At 41.5% G+C, this 17,603-nt stretch carries 14 protein-coding genes; 2 read left to right on the forward strand and 12 right to left on the reverse strand.

The genetic code is table 11. The features are described from left to right. Positions 1-48 precede the first annotated feature (48 nt). From B2Z67_RS07375 to lptB, 6 genes are all read right to left on the reverse strand, one after another. Positions 49-2,595, reverse strand: coding sequence for a Kelch repeat-containing protein (locus B2Z67_RS07375; protein ID WP_291529176.1), 2,547 nt, complete (start codon positions 2,593-2,595; stop codon positions 49-51). Positions 2,596-2,692: 97 nt separating this feature from the next. Continuing rightward, positions 2,693-4,876, reverse strand: a complete 2,184-nt coding sequence (gene recQ / locus B2Z67_RS07380) for a DNA helicase RecQ (protein WP_291529177.1) — start codon at positions 4,874-4,876, stop codon at positions 2,693-2,695. A gap of 169 nt (positions 4,877-5,045) precedes the next feature. Further along, positions 5,046-6,293 carry an ATP-dependent Clp protease ATP-binding subunit ClpX gene (clpX, locus tag B2Z67_RS07385; RefSeq protein WP_291529178.1) on the reverse strand — a complete coding sequence of 416 codons (1,248 nt, stop codon included), beginning with the start codon at positions 6,291-6,293 and terminating at the stop codon, positions 5,046-5,048. Between the two features lie 2 nt (positions 6,294-6,295). Continuing rightward, on the reverse strand, positions 6,296-6,958 hold the full coding sequence (gene clpP / locus B2Z67_RS07390; RefSeq protein WP_291529179.1) for an ATP-dependent Clp endopeptidase proteolytic subunit ClpP: 663 nt from the start codon (positions 6,956-6,958) through the stop codon (positions 6,296-6,298). Positions 6,959-7,095: 137 nt separating this feature from the next. Further along, the gene (gene tig, locus B2Z67_RS07395) at positions 7,096-8,451 is read right to left on the reverse strand and encodes a trigger factor (protein ID WP_291529180.1); all 1,356 of its coding nucleotides are present in this window, start codon (positions 8,449-8,451) and stop codon (positions 7,096-7,098) included. A gap of 973 nt (positions 8,452-9,424) precedes the next feature. Beyond that, positions 9,425-10,180 (reverse strand): LPS export ABC transporter ATP-binding protein, encoded by a 756-nt coding sequence (lptB, locus tag B2Z67_RS07400; protein WP_291529181.1) that lies wholly within the window; start codon positions 10,178-10,180, stop codon positions 9,425-9,427. 267 nt (positions 10,181-10,447) lie between these two features. Between lptB and B2Z67_RS07405 the strand changes: the two genes are divergently transcribed. Both B2Z67_RS07405 and B2Z67_RS07410 read left to right on the forward strand, forming a co-directional pair. Continuing rightward, positions 10,448-11,191, forward strand: coding sequence for an MlaE family ABC transporter permease (locus B2Z67_RS07405; RefSeq protein WP_291529182.1), 744 nt, complete (start codon positions 10,448-10,450; stop codon positions 11,189-11,191). Further along, the gene (locus B2Z67_RS07410) at positions 11,188-11,958 is read left to right on the forward strand and encodes an ABC transporter ATP-binding protein (protein ID WP_291529183.1); all 771 of its coding nucleotides are present in this window, start codon (positions 11,188-11,190) and stop codon (positions 11,956-11,958) included. The genes B2Z67_RS07405 and B2Z67_RS07410 overlap by 4 nt, the downstream gene beginning before the upstream one ends. A gap of 9 nt (positions 11,959-11,967) precedes the next feature. On the opposite strand, the gene der is transcribed toward B2Z67_RS07410, so the two are convergent. From der to B2Z67_RS07440, 6 genes are all read right to left on the reverse strand, one after another. Then, entirely contained in the window at positions 11,968-13,281 is a 1,314-nt protein-coding gene (gene der, locus B2Z67_RS07415; protein ID WP_291529184.1) for a ribosome biogenesis GTPase Der, read from the reverse strand. A gap of 47 nt (positions 13,282-13,328) precedes the next feature. Further along, complete coding sequence (era, locus tag B2Z67_RS07420; RefSeq protein ID WP_291529188.1) at positions 13,329-14,210, reverse strand: GTPase Era; 882 nt, start codon at positions 14,208-14,210, stop codon at positions 13,329-13,331. 86 nt (positions 14,211-14,296) lie between these two features. Further along, positions 14,297-15,301: a beta-ketoacyl-ACP synthase III gene (locus tag B2Z67_RS07425; protein ID WP_291529185.1), complete on the reverse strand. Its 1,005-nt coding sequence runs from the start codon at positions 15,299-15,301 to the stop codon at positions 14,297-14,299. Between the two features lie 111 nt (positions 15,302-15,412). Next, positions 15,413-15,598 carry a 50S ribosomal protein L32 gene (gene rpmF / locus B2Z67_RS07430; protein ID WP_022164345.1) on the reverse strand — a complete coding sequence of 62 codons (186 nt, stop codon included), beginning with the start codon at positions 15,596-15,598 and terminating at the stop codon, positions 15,413-15,415. A gap of 12 nt (positions 15,599-15,610) precedes the next feature. Further along, positions 15,611-16,195 (reverse strand): YceD family protein, encoded by a 585-nt coding sequence (locus B2Z67_RS07435; RefSeq protein WP_291529186.1) that lies wholly within the window; start codon positions 16,193-16,195, stop codon positions 15,611-15,613. A 74-nt stretch (positions 16,196-16,269) separates the two neighbouring features. Continuing rightward, a complete protein-coding gene (locus B2Z67_RS07440) occupies positions 16,270-17,418 on the reverse strand; it encodes a sensor histidine kinase (protein WP_291529187.1) in 1,149 nt (382 codons plus the stop codon). Positions 17,419-17,603 lie beyond the last annotated feature (185 nt).

The following is a 17,603-nucleotide window of genomic DNA, read 5'->3' on the forward strand; positions in this document are numbered from 1 at the left end:
ATAGCATAAACTAATTATGAACAGCTACTAAACAGTCTGTTTCTCCGATTATTGAAAAGATATTCTTAAATCATTGTGTATAATATCAGAGTAAGAATACGGATAATTATTCCCCATGCTTTTATTATATTCTGCAATATAAAGATAGTATTTCTTCATAGCCTGATCTTCTCTCTTTAATTTATGGCAAGCATTCAGCATATACCATAAAGCCATATCATTCAATGGATCAACTTTCAGCCAGATTTCTGCCAACTGAATGGCTTGCTCATAAGTCGCTTTTGCATATAAATTATTCATCTCGATCATGAGCATTTTATGCAGTTCATCTTCTTGTTCGCTTTTAAAAGTGTCAAACATAGAATCATCTACTGACTTCAGGAACTTACCTCTCGACAATATTCCTATTAACACTTGGCTCACTTCCTGAGATGCATTGCTCTGTCGCATTCTGTCTATCTGCTCTAGAAATCTCTGATAATCACAATAAAAATTATCTAATAGTTTAATAGAGTAGCGACTGTTGGCATAAATCAATTCAATGCCTTCCAGATCATCTAATATCTTTCTCAATCTGTTGATAGTGACCCCTTTCAGATTCTTAGCACTGCTTAAATCTTTCTCCGGCCACAACAATCCGTAAATATAACTCGAAGTGATGCCTTCCTTATCACCTATCGTATTCAGGAAAGTAAGTAAGAAAAGCTGTTTTATTTTAGAACTAAACAAGTAGGTTATATCTCTTCCCTTCTTATCCAATATGGTAAATTCACCAAATAAATACAAAGCATTTGCCCGTGAGGTTCTTTCCTCGTCAAGCGGAGTATGTGCTTTATATCTGATTACTTTGGAAATTGGTTGTTTGACTTTTCTACTTTTCAGATAGTACCCTATACCTATAAACAGCACAAGGGCTGCAACTCCTCCAATAGCAGCAAAATACCATGAAAGATTCTGTTCTGTAGAATACAAAAACAAAGCATCCTTTGCAATAGCTGGTGCCGACAAAGAATAGAACTGAGTAACGGAAGACTCTCCGCCATGTTCATCAAACTCCTGCGTGCAACAATAAAGTTCCTTGGTATCCTTATTATAGTAAAGGTTCGCATTTGATAAAATAGCCTTTGAGTCCATAGGAATCGAATTTCCCAAAACCTCATAAGAATCATTTTGCAGGGAAAATTTATAGAGCTGCAAATAAGAAGAAGCTTCCTGCATAGGGTAACACAGCGTGTAGAAAGCTGTTTTATCATCAGATAAAATAAGATTCCTTACCGGAACAATCTGAATACCAGTATAAGAGTAATCCCTCACTTTCTTTACCGTCGAATCTTGTAGATTGATTTTATAAAGATCATAATAATAGATCTTTCCCAAACTCTGATCTCCGCTGCTATTTCCGGTTCCTCCGAACAGGAACAACTCATCGGGATTCAATGCTCCCATAGAAGAGAAGAAGCGGGGAGCAACAAAATCCCCCTTTAACTTGACAGTATTCCAGGTCTTCTGATTCAGATCATATACCTCCAGCGTATTGGTATATTTACGTAAACCGAAACCTCCAAAAATATAGAATTTATTCTGAATCGTATCCAAATAAGAAGAGTGATGATGCCGTTGTGAGGATAAGAACTTGGTATCTACCTTGTTCGTCTCTCCCGTAAGTATATTCAAAGAGCAAATTGTACAGGAATCCATGCGATTATCCACCTCATAAATATAAGCAGAATGTGTATCCGGGTGAAGGAAATTCGTTCCCAAATACATTTTCATAGGGAAAGGTTCATGTTTGTATCCCTCCCATTTGCTCCGGCGTATATCCAAAGTGTAAAGGGAATCACTGTTGAAATAAACAAAATTGCCGGACTGGGCATCATAATTATAGCCTGCTGTTGTTTCAGATGACTGTGAATGGAGCAAGTTCCAATAGTAAAACCTATTAATCAGCCAAACAGGATTAATCGCTTTTCCTCTTACTTTCCCCTGATTATCATGAACAAGGGTGCCTGCATTCTCATTTAAAGGGAATTCTATCTGTTGATAAGTATCAGAAACGACCAGATTCCGGATAGCAAAAGAAGGTATCTCCTCAGAGAACCTGCTACTTCCGAACATTATGGAAGGAGTCATTTCTTTGGGAAGTCCTAACTTTCCAGCATGATATTTGCGTTTGTTGATAGTCAGGCATACTGAATCATCTTTAAGGGAAAAGAAGATTTTTATGGGTATCCAACGCCTGGGACCAAGATTCTTATTGCATAAAGTGTCTGCAACCAGGCATTCTTTTGTTTCAATGTTGAATTTCAGATAGCTACGCTCATTATTATCATAGGAAAAAACAAAACTGTAAATATCGGAATTCTCATTCTTAGAATCTTTCAGCCGGAATATATAACCAAAAGAGCCATAGTCGTGAATAGCCAGATCATAAGCTATAGTAAAGTCATGTTTAAAGGTCAGAGGATTTTCATCGAAAACAGAATAACTTGTTTTTTGTATGGTTTCAGATTCGTATGTACTAAATTCAATACCTTGAGCATTGCCTCGCAGGCATAAAAAACTAAATAATACTATGAAACATACTATACACCTCATTCTCATTTCTTAGTCATGATTAATCAGACAAATATATAATATAAAAACCGAACTTATGAAACATAAGCCCGGTTTTAACAAAAATGTATTTTCAATTTTAGTTCGCCATTTCAGAAATGAACTTGATGCGCACCAAACGTACTTCTTCTTCGGTGAAGTCATCACCAAGTTCATCAAGTGCGTCATCAATCTTGTCGGTAACGGATTCCTTGAAATAATCATAGATATCGAGCATGTGGTCTTCATCCATTATTTCGTCCAGGAAGTAGTCGATGTTCAACTTCGTACCGGAGTAAACGATTGCTTCGATTTCGTCCAGCAAGTCACCGAATTCTATTCCTTTGGATAGTGCGATATCGTCCAAAGCCACCTTACGGTCAATTGATTGGATAATGGATACTTTCAGTTTGGACTTATTGGCGACTGTACGGACACGCAGGTCTTCAGGGCGTTCAATCTCATTCTCTTCGCAATGGCGCTTGATGAGCTTACAGAATTCTTCACCATAACGCTTCGCTTTGCCTGCGCCTACGCCCGGAATATTCTGCAATTCATCCTGTGTCACCGGATAAATAGTAGCCATAGCTTCCAGTGAAGGATCCTGGAAGATTACATAAGGAGGAACTTCCAGCTTCTTGGAGAGCTTCTTACGCAAATCCTTCAGCATGGAGAAGAGTGCCGGGTCTACAGCACAAGAGCCAGTACCCCGCGCCGGTGCTTCGTCTTCCGTTTCTTCAAAATCATTATCTTCCGTGATTTTGAATGACTTGGGATGTTTGAGGAACTTTTCACCTTCAGCTGTAACTTTCAGCAGTCCGTAGTTTTCCACATCCTTGCTCAGATAGCCGGCAATGAGCGCCTGACGGATAACGGCATTCCAGGTTTTATCTTCTTCTCCCATTCCGGAGCCGAATGCATCCAGATCTTCATGCAGATGTGCCTGTACTTCAGTAGTTTCGCGTCCTTGTATAAAATCAATAATATAGTCTGCTTTAAAATTTTCTTTCACCGCGAGAATAGCTTCAATCACGGTACACAATAACTCTTGGGCTTCCACTTGTTTTTTGGGGTTTAAACAGTTGTCACAATTTCCACAATTTTCTTCCGTGTACTCTTCACCGAAATAGTGCAGCAACGTCTTTCGGCGACAAACGGATGATTCGGCATAAGCAGCGGTTTCCAACAGAAGCTGCTTGCCAATTTCCTGTTCTGCTACAGGTTTGCCTTGCATGAACTTTTCCAGTTTCTGCAAATCCTTATTCGTATAAAAGGTAATACATTGTCCTTCGCCTCCATCTCTTCCGGCGCGTCCGGTTTCCTGATAATATCCTTCCAGACTTTTCGGAATGTCATAATGGATAACGTAGCGTACATCAGGTTTATCAATACCCATACCGAAAGCGATGGTTGCAACAATCACATCAATCTTCTCCATCAAGAAATCATCTTGATTTTGTGTACGGGTGGCAGAGTCCATTCCTGCATGGTATGCACGGGCGTTAATGCTGTTTGCTTGCAGGATTTCAGTAAGTTCCTCAACCTTCTTCCGGCTCAGGCAATAGATAATGCCTGACTTCTCCGGATTGTTTTTGATGAACTTAATGATGTCCTTGTCTACGTTATTGGTTTTAGAACGTACCTCATAGTAGAGGTTCGGACGGTTGAACGATGATTTGAACACCTGCGCTTCCACCATACCCAGATTTTTCTGGATGTCATGTTGCACTTTAGGAGTTGCAGTTGCCGTCAACGCTATTACCGGAGCTTTTCCTATTTCATTGATAATAGGACGAATGCGGCGATATTCCGGCCGGAAGTCATGTCCCCATTCTGAAATACAGTGTGCTTCATCTACAGCATAGAAGGAGATTTTCACTGTTCTCAGAAATTCCACATTTTCGTCTTTCGTCAGCGATTCGGGAGCTACATACAGTAGCTTGGTCTTTCCGCTGGTGATGTCCGCCTTCACCTGGTCTATCGCGCTTTTATTAAGGGAAGAATTGATAAAGTGGGCAATACCATCTTCTTCGCTGAAGTTGCGCATCGCATCAACCTGATTCTTCATCAAGGCAATCAATGGAGAAATCACAATACCCGTGCCTTCCATCAAAAGCGAAGGCAACTGATAACATAGGGATTTCCCTCCACCTGTAGGCATCAACACGAATGTATCGTTACCTGCCAACAAGTTTAGTATGATTGCTTCCTGATTTCCTTTAAACGTGTCAAATCCGAAATACTCCTTCAGTTGGTCTGTCAAATTAATCTTCTTCCCTGCCATGATTCATTAGGTTGTTTTTTGAATGATTGTTTAAACTCCCGGTTAACCTCTCTTTTTGCAAGAGCCCTAACAAAGTTATAAACAACTTCTCAATTTTCAAGCATAATCCAATGAATATTTTTCAATAGAAACAAAAAAAGTCTGTCTTATGTCTCTTTACCTTTTGATTTTAAGCTGTTTGCAGTTTTGCAATGTTTGCTTTTTCCAGTTGATGTTTGGCGTACTCCAAGGTCACAACAAAGTTTTCTTTGTGTTCCGAGGGTATTTCAAACATCGCATCCATCATGATAGTCTCCACAATAGAGCGCAGTCCGCGGGCGCCGAGCTTATACTCTACCGCCTTATCTACAATATATTCGAATACGTTGTCTTCAAACGCGAGCTTCACCTTATCCATCTCAAACAGTTTGATGTATTGCTTGATAATAGAGTTTTTAGGCTCGGTCAGGATGGAGCGCAGAGCATTGCGGTCCAAAGGATTGAGATAAGTCAGCACCGGCAGGCGACCGATGATTTCGGGTATCAGCCCAAATGACTTCAAATCCTGGGGGGCAATGTATTGCATCATGTTATTTTTGTCGATAACTGCAGTATTGCGTACCGCACCGTATCCTACTACATGGGTATTGAGCCGTTGGGCGATTTTCTTTTCAATGCCGTCAAATGCGCCGCCGCAAATGAAAAGGATATTTTTCGTGTTCACCGGAATCATTTTCTGGTCGGGGTGCTTACGTCCGCCCTGAGGAGGGACATTCACTACGGAGCCTTCCAGCAGCTTCAACAATCCTTGTTGCACTCCCTCGCCACTGACGTCACGGGTAATGGAAGGATTATCTCCCTTGCGGGCAATCTTATCAATTTCATCAATGAACACGATGCCTTGTTCGGCTTCGGGAACATTATAGTCCGCTACCTGGAGCAGGCGTGTCAGGATGCTTTCAATGTCTTCGCCCACATAGCCGGCTTCGGTAAGTACCGTGGCGTCTACAATGGTAAAGGGTACGTGAAGCAGTTTGGCTATGGTGCGTGCCAGCAGTGTTTTTCCGGTTCCGGTGCTTCCCACCATGATGATGTTGGACTTTTCAATTTCCACATCATCTCCTCCGTCTTTTTGCAGCAGGCGTTTGTAGTGGTTGTATACCGATACGGAGAGAAAGCGTTTGGCGTCGTCCTGCCCGATAACGTACTGGTCAAGAAACTCTTTTATTTCCAGAGGTTTGGGGAGCTTTTTCAGGTTCAGCTTTTTGGGGTTGACGTTTCTTTTTATGCCTTCCATTGCTTCCTCGGCAATCATGTAGGCCTGGTTAGCGCAGATATCACAGATGTATGCGTTCATTCCTGTAATAAGAATGCCGACTTCATCTTCCAGGCGCCCGCAAAAGCTACACCTATTATTATTATGTTTTGAGTCTGCCATATTTATTTTTTAATCAATACCTCATCTACCATACCGTATTCTTTGGCTTCCTGCGCAGTCATCCAATAGTCGCGGTCGGAGTCTGCCCATACTTTATCAAAAGGTGTATGAGAATGGTCGGCAATGATGGTATAAAGTTCCTTTTTCAGTTTCTGGATTTCGCGGGCTGTGATTTCGATATCCGAAGCCTGCCCTTGTGCGCCTCCCATCGGCTGATGTATCATTACACGGGCATGCGGCAAGGCGGAGCGCTTGCCTTCGGTGCCTGCCACCAGCAGTACTGCAGCCATGCTTGCTGCCATACCGGTACAGATTGTAGCTACATTGCTTGTGATAAACTGCATTGTGTCATAAATACCCAGCCCGGCATATACGGAACCGCCCGGCGAGTTGATATAGATGGAGATATCCCTGCTCTGGTCTACCGAATCCAGATAAAGCAACTGTGCCTGCAGAGTATTGGCTGTATAATCGTCAATTTGGGTACCCAGGAAAATGATGCGGTCCATCATCAAACGGGAAAAGACATCCAACTGGGTTACATTGAGTTGGCGCTCTTCCAGGATGTATGGATTCAAGTAACTTGCCTGTGATTTAATCACACCGTCCAACGCCAAGCCATTCATACCTAAGTGCTTGGTAGCGTATTTTCTAAAATCATCCATAAACTTCTCTTTTTTTAGGTTTAACTGGTTTGCAAAGAAACAAAAAAGAACACAGAGACACAAAAAACACAGAGTTATATAGTGCAAAACTCTGTGTTTCTTAATTATTTTAAACTGTTTTCCGAATAATGAAACTATTACTCGAACATCTTATTGAATTCTTCCGTGGAAACTGTTTTGTTTTCCAACTTAACCTGAGACTTCAAGGCAGCGCCCAACTTCGATTCGATAACGCGGTTTACCAAGCCTTCAACGCTTTCTTTCTTCTTCAGCATTTCTTTTGAGTAGTTCTCCAGGAGTTCATCAGGAATACTCATCATGCCGTATTGCGCAAACTGTGCACGTGTAGCTTCTTTTGCCATAGCGGCTATGTCTTCCTGCTCTACTTTGATATCGTTAGCCTTCACCAACTGTTCCTTAATCAGGTGCCAGGTCAGTTCTTCGATGCTCTTATCGTAGTTGTCTTCAACAAACTTTTCGTCCTTATCCTTATTATTCAGGTGCATGATGCGTTTCAGCAGTGCATCCGGGAATTCCAGCTTGCCTACTTTCTCTATCAACATCTTGCGGACGTCGATCAGGAACTTATAGTCACTGTCGGCTACGAATTGATTGGCAATGCCCTCTTTTACTTTATTGCGGAACTCGTCTTCGGTTGTCACTACGCCTTCGCCAAATACTTGGTCGAAGATTTCCTGATTCAGTTCGCCATCAACAAAGCGTGTGATTTCTTCTATCTGATAACTGAAGTCCGACTTCACTTCAACAGCTTCTTCTTTCTCAATCTTCAGCAAAGAGGCCAGTTCGGCAGCATTACCGTCCCACGCAGTGTAAGGATTGAACACGCATACGTCGTTCACCTTTGCCTTTGCGAAGATAGCTTTCTGCTCGGCATTCTTCATGTAAGACGGCATCATAACAGCGGCTTCTACCTCAATGCCGCTTTCTTTAGTATTACCGTTTTCATCCAGTTCCACAAGCAGGCCTTTCAGCATGTCGTTATCCTGGTACTCATCTACCTGGTCATATTTACCGGCGCGCTGAGTGTATGATTTTACCTGATTGGCGATCATTTCATCCGTAACGTCAATCGTGTAATAGTCTACCTTATCATTGGCGCTCAGTTCTACTGTAAATTCAGGTGTCAGGGCAATGTCGAACAGGAATTCAAATTCATCCATCGTATCAAAGTCGATCTCCGGCTGCTTATCTTCATTTGGTAACGGCTCACCAAGAATGTTCACCTTATTTTCCTGAATATATTTGTACACAGCATCCGAAAGTATTTTGTTTACTTCTTCGGCTATAACAGATTTACCATACATTTTTTTCACCAGGCTTGCCGGTACCATGCCTTGACGGAATCCGGGTATTTGAGCCTTACGGCGTAGGTTCTTCAACGATTTATCAACATTCTCCTGATAATCTGCTTTCTCAAGCTTTACAGTAAGCAGTGCGTTTACCTTATCAATGTTTTGTAATGAAACGTTCATTCTGACAATTATTTATTTGATTTATATTTTGTTCCAATCTCAAATGAGGGGACAAAATTAGTGTTATTCTTCTAATTATCAAAAAAACATAGCTTAATTATTCCTTTCTATCATAGCATAGATGTCAAGTATGAAACAATCCGTAGTAGCAAAAAGACAGTTAAAGTCTCTTTTTGCTAACACACTCTTTTGCAAAAGAAAGGGAAATAGAAACTATTGGTACAACGTTTTGAATAGTTATACAGATATTTCGTATAAATAGCGGCTGGGATATGGGATTTATGCAATAATTGTTTTCTCTTGCGCGAGGCGGATATAGATGGTATACGGACGGGATATATCTGGTGCGCGGACGGGATATATCCGGTGCGCGAACCATATATATATGGTGTGCGAACGGGGTATATCCGGTGTGCGAACCATATATATTCGGTGCAAATGTTGCATAAATCCGGTAGGAATAAGTCATTAAAAGGCCATCTGAAAGAGGGTTTTTCATTTTTTAGAGATGTACAGATTTCGATATCACTCTGTCAATCAGCAAGATACGGATTTTTACTCGCGTATTTCCAATCGTCCTTGCCTTCGGGCGGAAATATCGCATTCTCAGGCGGTTTAAAATACAAAATGACATTGTGAAAGATTGGTTAATTACTACGTAGTAATTGGTCAATTACTTAGTAGTAGTTGGTCAACTACCTATTAGTAGTTAGTCAATTACTACGTAGTAGTTGACTAATTACTTAGTAGTAGTTTATACACTACTGCCAAGTAGATTCAAAAAGCATTTGAAACTGCTTCAAAGAACATTTGAAGCAACTTGAGAGGGTATTTGAGTCAATGCCAGATGAGAATATTCATCTACGAAACTGTTTTCATTTTGCTTTGCATTGTTTTGAGGTTGCTAAGTATCGTCATAATTAGTTCGCATTATAAATGATAAATAAACAGTGCAAACAACTATCGCTAATCACTATTTCATAAAGTCCTTACGGCGAAGCACAAAGCTATTGCTCAAATACTTCTCACGCACAATTTTGTTTTCCGATAACTCCTCCGGCGTTCCCTGAAACAGAATCTTACCTTCGAACAGCAGATAGGCACGGTCGGTAATACTCAGCGTTTCCTGCACATTGTGGTCAGTAATCAGAATACCGATATTCTTATCCTTCAACTTCCACACAATCTGCTGGATATCTTCCACAGCAATCGGGTCAACACCGGCAAAAGGCTCATCGAGCATAATGAATTTCGGGTCGATGGCAAGACAACGGGCTATCTCCGTACGGCGGCGCTCACCACCCGAAAGCTGGTTACCCTTGTTCTTGCGTACCTTTTGCAAACGAAACTCGGCAATCAGGCTTTCCAATTTCTCTTTTTGGTACTCCAAAGGCTTGTCAGTCATCTCAAGCACAGACGTAATGTTATCCTCCACGCTCATCTGACGGAATACGGATGCTTCCTGCGCCAGATATCCGATACCTGTTTGCGCACGTTTATATACCGGATATTTCGTAATATCCAGGTCGTTCAGGAAGATACTTCCCTCATTCGGAGTTATCAGCCCTACGGTCATATAGAACGAAGTAGTCTTACCGGCGCCATTCGGCCCCAACAATCCCACAATTTCACCTTGCTTCACATCAATGGAAACATGGCTTACCACCGTTCGCTTTCCGTACTTCTTTACCAAATCTTCTGTACGAAGCACCATTTTACTTTCTTCCATATTTTCAGCCTTTCCGAACAGAATAACATAGGCACACACAAACTTCTCTATTCCTCCTTCTTATCCGTTTCTCCCTTTATCTTCCTTTCACAGTCTGCTTAATCTTCCTCAACCTCATTTAAGAGTTATTCTTGAGGATATCTTTGCTTTTATCAAGGAACATAGCGGGCTACGTAACTCTGTGCCTCTGTATTCAACATTTATCTGCCGCAAATGTAGTAAAAATAAGCTGAATGATGTACATTTGCAGACAAATACTTACGGATCATGATTAAAGCACTTAAAACTGTCGGAAGATACATCATCCTGATGGGGCGTACTTTCGCCCGTCCGGAGCGTATGCGCATGTTTTTCCGGCAATACTTCAAAGAAATGGGGCAGCTTGGCGTGAACTCCATCGGCATCGTATTGCTGATATCGTTCTTCATAGGCGCCGTTATCACCATACAAATCAAGCTGAATATTGAAAGCCCCTTCATGCCGCGTTGGGTGGTAGGATATGTAACCCGTGAAATTATGCTGTTGGAATTTTCCTCTTCCATAATGTGTCTGATACTGGCAGGAAAAGCCGGTTCGAATATTGCATCCGAACTGGGAACCATGAGAGTGACGCAGCAAATCGACGCACTCGAAATCATGGGTGTAAATTCTGCCAACTACCTGATACTTCCCAAAATCACTGCGATGGTTACTACCATACCATTCTTAGTGACATTCAGTACCTTTGCCGGCATCATCGGCGCCTTTGCCAGTTGTTGGTTTGGCGGTATCATGACGGCGGTGGACTTGGAATATGGTCTTCAGTACATGTTTGTGGAATGGTTCATCTGGTGCGGCATCATCAAATCGCTGTTCTTCGCCTTTATCATCGCCAGCGTATCAGCCTTTTTCGGCTATACCGTCGAAGGCGGCTCCATAGAGGTAGGCAAAGCCTCTACGGACTCTGTAGTATGCAGCAGCGCACTGATCTTGTTTGCCGATTTAATCTTAACTAAACTATTAATGGGATGATTGAACTGAAAGGACTTTGGAAATCATTTGAAGGCAAGGATGTACTGAAAGACATCAACACCACTTTCGAGAACGGAAAAACCAACCTCATTATCGGGCAAAGCGGTTCGGGAAAAACGGTACTGATGAAATGTATCGTCGGGCTACTGAAGCCTGAACGGGGCGAACTGTTATACGATAACCGTAATTTTCTTGCTATGGGCAAGAAAGAGAAGAAAGCATTGCGCCGGGAGATGGGAATGATTTTCCAAAGCGCAGCATTGTTTGATTCCATGACGGTGCTGGATAACGTCATGTTCCCGTTGAATATGTTCAGTAACGACACGCTACGTAGCCGTACCCAGCGTGCCATGTTCTGCCTGGAGCGTGTAAACCTGACAGAAGCAAAAGATAAATTTCCCGGTGAAATAAGCGGAGGTATGCAGAAGCGTGTAGCCATCGCCCGCGCCATCGCTCTGAACCCGAAGTACTTATTCTGCGACGAACCTAACTCCGGACTGGATCCCAAAACATCACTCATCATCGACGAACTGATTCATGATATTACTCATGAATACAACATGACGACCCTCATCAACACCCACGACATGAACTCCGTGATGGGCATCGGGGAAGAAATCATCTATATCCACGAAGGGCATAAGGAATGGGAAGGCAGCAAGGATGATATCTTCACCTCCAGCAATAAGAAGTTGAATGACTTTATCTTCGCATCCGATTTGTTCCGCAAAGTGAAAGAGGTAGAAGTCCAGAACCTGGAAGGATAAAGAAAATCTTTATTTCTGACGTATATAGATATTAATCGGAGTTCCTGTCAGATTCCACTTCTCACGCATCTTGTTCTCCAGAAAACGCTTATACGGTTCCTTCACATACTGAGGCAGATTGGCGAAGTACACAAAAGAAGGCACTTTTGTATTGGGCAACTGCGTGATATACTTAATCTTGATATATTTACCTTTGATGGCAGGAGGCGGATATGCCTCTATCAACGGAAGCATCTCTTCGTTTAAACGAGCCGTAGGAATACGTGTCATACGGTTTTCATATACACTGCGAGCTTCTTCCAAAACCTTAAGAATACGTTGCTTGGTCAATGCCGAAGCAAAAATGATGGGGAAATCAACAAACGGGGCAAAACGTTCGCGGATGGCATTCTCAAAAGTCTTAATCACTTTTACAGACTTATCCTCTACCAAATCCCACTTGTTCACTACCACAACCAGACCTTTCGCATTTTTCTGTATCAGGGAGAAGATATTCAAATCCTGACTTTCAATGCCCCGCGTAGCATCCAGCATAAGAATACATACATCCGAATTCTCAATAGAACGAATAGAACGGATTACAGAGTAATACTCCAAATCCTCATTCACTTTATTCTTCTTACGGATTCCGGCAGTATCTACCAAATAGAAGTCAAATCCAAATTTATTATAGCGGGTATAGATAGAATCACGGGTTGTCCCTGCAATCTCGGTCACAATATTACGGTCTTCACCGATAAAGGAGTTCACGATAGAAGACTTCCCGGCATTCGGGCGCCCTACTACGGCAAAGCGGGGAATGTCTTCATCCAATATCTCATCAGTCTCTTTCCTGAAAGTGCCGACAATCAAATCCATCATATCGCCGGTTCCACTACCGGTCATGGCCGAAACGCAATAAGGGTCACCCAGCCCTAAAGAATAAAACTCAGGTGCATTGTATTGCAGCTCTCCGTTATCGGTCTTATTGGCAATCAATAATACAGGCTTCTTGGTACGGCGCAAGATAGCTGCTACTTGCATGTCAAGGTCAGTCACTCCGGTCATTACATCGACCACAAACAGGATGACATCCGCTTCGTCTACAGCCACTAAAACCTGCTTACGTATTTCTTCTTCAAAAATATCATCTGAATTTACCACCCATCCACCGGTATCTACCACGGAAAACTCTTTTCCCAGCCATTCGGATTTACCATACTGGCGGTCACGCGTTGTTCCGGCTTCTTCGTTCACAATAGCCTGACGTGTTTTAGTCAAGCGGTTAAATAAAGTGGACTTCCCCACATTGGGGCGTCCCACGATTGCAACTAAATTGCCCATAGTTTACTCTCTTTGTTTTTGCGACTATCCCAGTCGTATGAATATTTTCAATCTTGTTGATAGCCAAAGTTACGTAACTCTTTATCCGAGCTACGCCAGTCCTTATCAACTTTCACAAATGTTTCCAGGAAAATAGTTTTTCCAAAAAACCTCTCCAAATCACGGCGCGCTTCGGTAGACACCTTCTTTAGCGCCTTGCCTTGCTTACCGATTATGATTCCCTTTTGCGAATCACGCTCCACATAAATCACAGCATTAATATATATCTTCTTCGCATCTTCTTTAAACTGCTCTACCACTACTTCTACCGAATAGGGTATTTCCTTGTCATAATACAGAAGAATCTTTTCACGGATAATCTCGGTCACAAAGAAGCGTGCCGGCTTGTCCGTCCACTGGTCTTTATCAAAATAAGGAGGTGAATCAGGCAGCAGTTCTTTTATCCGCTTCATCACATAGTCTACATTAAACTTTGTAACGGCAGAGATGGGAATAATTTCCGCATCAGGCAACAAAACCTTCCATGCTTCTACCAATTCCACCAGCTTCTCCTGATTCGACAAGTCTATTTTATTGATAAGCAACAAAACCGGAATAGTCATTTGCGCTACTTTCTCCACAAACTCATTATGCTTATCAGGCGTCTCAACCACATCCGTTACATACAACAAGACGTCCGCATCAGTCAATGCCGAAGTAGAGAAATTCAGCATGGACTCCTGCAATTTATATTGTGGCTTCAAGACACCCGGAGTATCGGAAAACACAATCTGCATATCATCCGTATTATAGATACCCATAATACGGTGACGGGTTGTCTGCGCTTTAAAGGTAGCAATAGAAATCCGTTCGCCAACCAAGGCATTCATCAGTGTAGACTTACCTACGTTCGGATTCCCTACGATGTTCACAAAACCAGCTTTATGTATCACACTTCTGTATTTTAGTTGAGACAAAAAAACGCATCGAATCGAAATAGGATGCGTTTTATCTTATCTTTTAGCAGTAACCGTAGTTACTGTTTTTTCCCGTCATATCCCCACTTCACGTAAACGGCTCCCCAAGTAAAGCCTGCACCGAATGCCGTAAAAATCAGGTTATCTCCTTTTTTTAACTTATCCTCAAAATCCCAGATGCAAAGCGGAAGCGTAGCGGCGCTTGTATTACCGTAATGTTCAATGTTAACCATTACTTTTTCACGAGGAAGTTCCAAACGATTAGCCACTGCATCAATAATACGTAAATTTGCCTGATGGGGAATCACCCAAGTTATACTTTCTTTGGTCAGGTGATTCTTTTCTGCAATGGCAGCACAAGCATCCGACATATTAGATACAGCATATTTAAATACAGTACGACCTTCCTGATAGATAAAGTGCATGTGGTTATCCACCGTAAAATAAGATGGAGGACATACAGAACCTCCCCCTTTCATGTGCAAGAAAGGCAATCCTTTACCATCCGTTCTCAAAATAGCATCTATCACACCTACATCTTCTGTTGTAGGCTCCATCATAAAGGCAGCAGCGCCATCACCAAAAATAGGACAAGTAGCACGCTCTGTGTAATCTACCATTGATGACATTTTATCGGCACCTACTATGATAATCTTTTTGTATCTTCCCGAACGGATAAAATTAGCTCCTGTTTCCAACACATACAGAAAGCCACTACAAGCAGCCTGCAAATCAAAAGCAAAAGCATTCTTCAACCCAAGCTTATCACACAAGATAGAAGCTGTTGAAGGGAAATGATAATCAGCAGTAGAAGTAGCTACAATCACCAAGTCGATATCATCAGGATTGGAATCTGTACGTTGCATCAACTGCTTAGCAGCCTTACGAGCCATGTACGAAGTACCCAACCCTTCTTCATTCAGGATATGTCTCTCCTTTACTCCGATACGGGTCATAATCCACTCATCATTGGTATCCACCATTTTTGATATCTCGTCATTCGTCAAGACATAATCAGGTACATAACCGCCGACTCCTGTAATTACTGCATTTATTTTTTCCATTAATTCTGCGTAGTTAGTAAATAATACCTAAATAAACGGTAATCTAAAAACTTGTATCCAACAAATCTCTTCAGACTCCGGCATTTAAGCATATCTTTTCAGGCTGCAAAATTATACAGCGGCTTCTTTTTCGATAGCAAGCTTACCCCTGTAGTATCCACAAGCGCTACATACGGTATGATATACATGCCATTCACCACAGTTAGGGCAAATAGCCAATGTAGGAGCTACTGCTTTATCATGAGTTCTTCTTTTTGCAGTTCTTGTTTTAGACTGTCTTCTCTTAGGATGTGCCATTTTTCTTAATCTTTAATTGTTATCTAATATTTTCTTTAATTCATTCCAACGCGGGTCTATTTGCGTTTCCTCTTCTTCTCCGGCATTTGGCATATCTTCTGCTTCGCTTTCGACAAACATATCTTCCGCTTCATCATCCGCTTTAGTACGCAAATGCTTATTCAACTTACTGTTCATAGCTTTGTTACACTTTCCGGGAGCATGCACATGCTTCATCGGAATAGACAATGCGATAAACTCATACATGAACCATGCCACATTGATTTCTCCTTCTTCTTCAGGAATCACAATAAGATTGTCACCTTCTTCCGCATATTCATGACCAAACTTCACCATCAATTTATCTGTTGAACTGATAAGTTGTTCCATATCGTCCAAACAGCGGTCGCATGGCACCCATACCATACCATCAGTTTGGAAGTTCAATTCAAAAGCACGAGATGTTTTCTTTACAAGCAATGTGACATTTACTTTGCCTTTTTGCACTTCAGGGGCATCAATGTTAGCAAAGAAAAGGTTATCCAGAACAAACTCATATTTACATGAATCCGCCTGCATACCTTTCAAATCTATTTTGTATTTATCAAACTTTCCCAAGGCTTCTTTTATTTATTTGGGCGACAAAGATACAAATAATTATCCTTATTATACAGTAATTGGCAACGAAATATTCATTTTTTAAGCTCTATTCTAAATATCGTGCCTTTATTTATCTCCGACTGCTTTATAAAAATACGTCCGGAATGATATTCTACTATAATGCGACGTACCAATGAAAGTCCTAATCCCCACCCTCTTTTCTTAGTTGTATAGCCGGGAGTAAAAACTGTTTCAAAATATCGTTTGTCAATTCCCTTTCCTGTATCAGCAACGTCAATATGCCAGTGCTTCGATGTTTCATGCACCGAAATAACCAGATTTCCGACTCCTCCCATTGCATCAATAGCATTTTTACAAAGATTTTCTATCACCCATTCAAATAAGGCTACATTCAAACGTATGGGTGGAAGTGCATCCGGCAATTGGGTTATAATATTCACTTTATCCGAAGCACGATGAGCTATGTAATCTGTCACTCGTATTAACAGGTCTTTCAGATTGGCATCTTCCAATTCCGGAATAGACCCAATCTTGGAAAAACGATTGGCAATCATTTGCAACCGCTCTACATCTTCTGCCATAGCCGGAATCAAATCATCTTGCGGATATTGCATCTTCAATAATTCAACCCAAGCCATCAATGAAGAAATAGGAGTCCCTAACTGGTGGGCTGTCTCTTTGGAAAGCCCTACCCATACTTTATTCTGTTCTGCTTTCTTAGCACTTAAAAGAGCAAAGATGGCTATTAAAACGAAGATAAGCACTACCGCTAACTGAACATAAGGATAAATGGCCAAACGGGTAAGCATCAAAGAAGAGCCGTAACATACATCTAAATAATCTCCGTTTTCATTTAGATCCATGCGAATACTATTCCCTTCATATTTAAAACGCTCGACCTTGTCTGTTAAAGCAGTTACCGTATCATTGGACAAGATTTCTATATTCCTGTAAGTCTGTACTTCTCCATTTTGGTCAACTACAACCACCGGAATAGTATGATTAGCGTTCAGTACTTTCAGCACCATTGTTAAGTCCGTATTAGCATCAGCAATCTGCAAATTCTTCATGGCTTCTGCCCATACTTCCATACGCTCCCGTTCTTCTGCCGACAAATCGGTCATTAAAGAATGAGAAACTCCAAGGGAGGCAATAGCTATCACCACGGCAACTAAAACCAACCAGAATTTTACCGGACGCATTTGTTTGATAAATTGCATATAAACAATAATGTTGTAAACTTACTGTATTTAAACGGGAAAAGCAAGCGAATATTATCCGGAAATCAGAGCAGGTATCAGATAACTATTGCTTCTGTTATAAAGGCGAACCCTGCCTTGCCCTGCCATATAGCAATTACACAATATAGCAATCACACACATAGCAATTAAAAAAGCCTCCCGGT

This window comes from Bacteroides sp. UBA939, assembly GCF_002293435.1.
Taxonomy (GTDB): domain Bacteria; phylum Bacteroidota; class Bacteroidia; order Bacteroidales; family Bacteroidaceae; genus Bacteroides.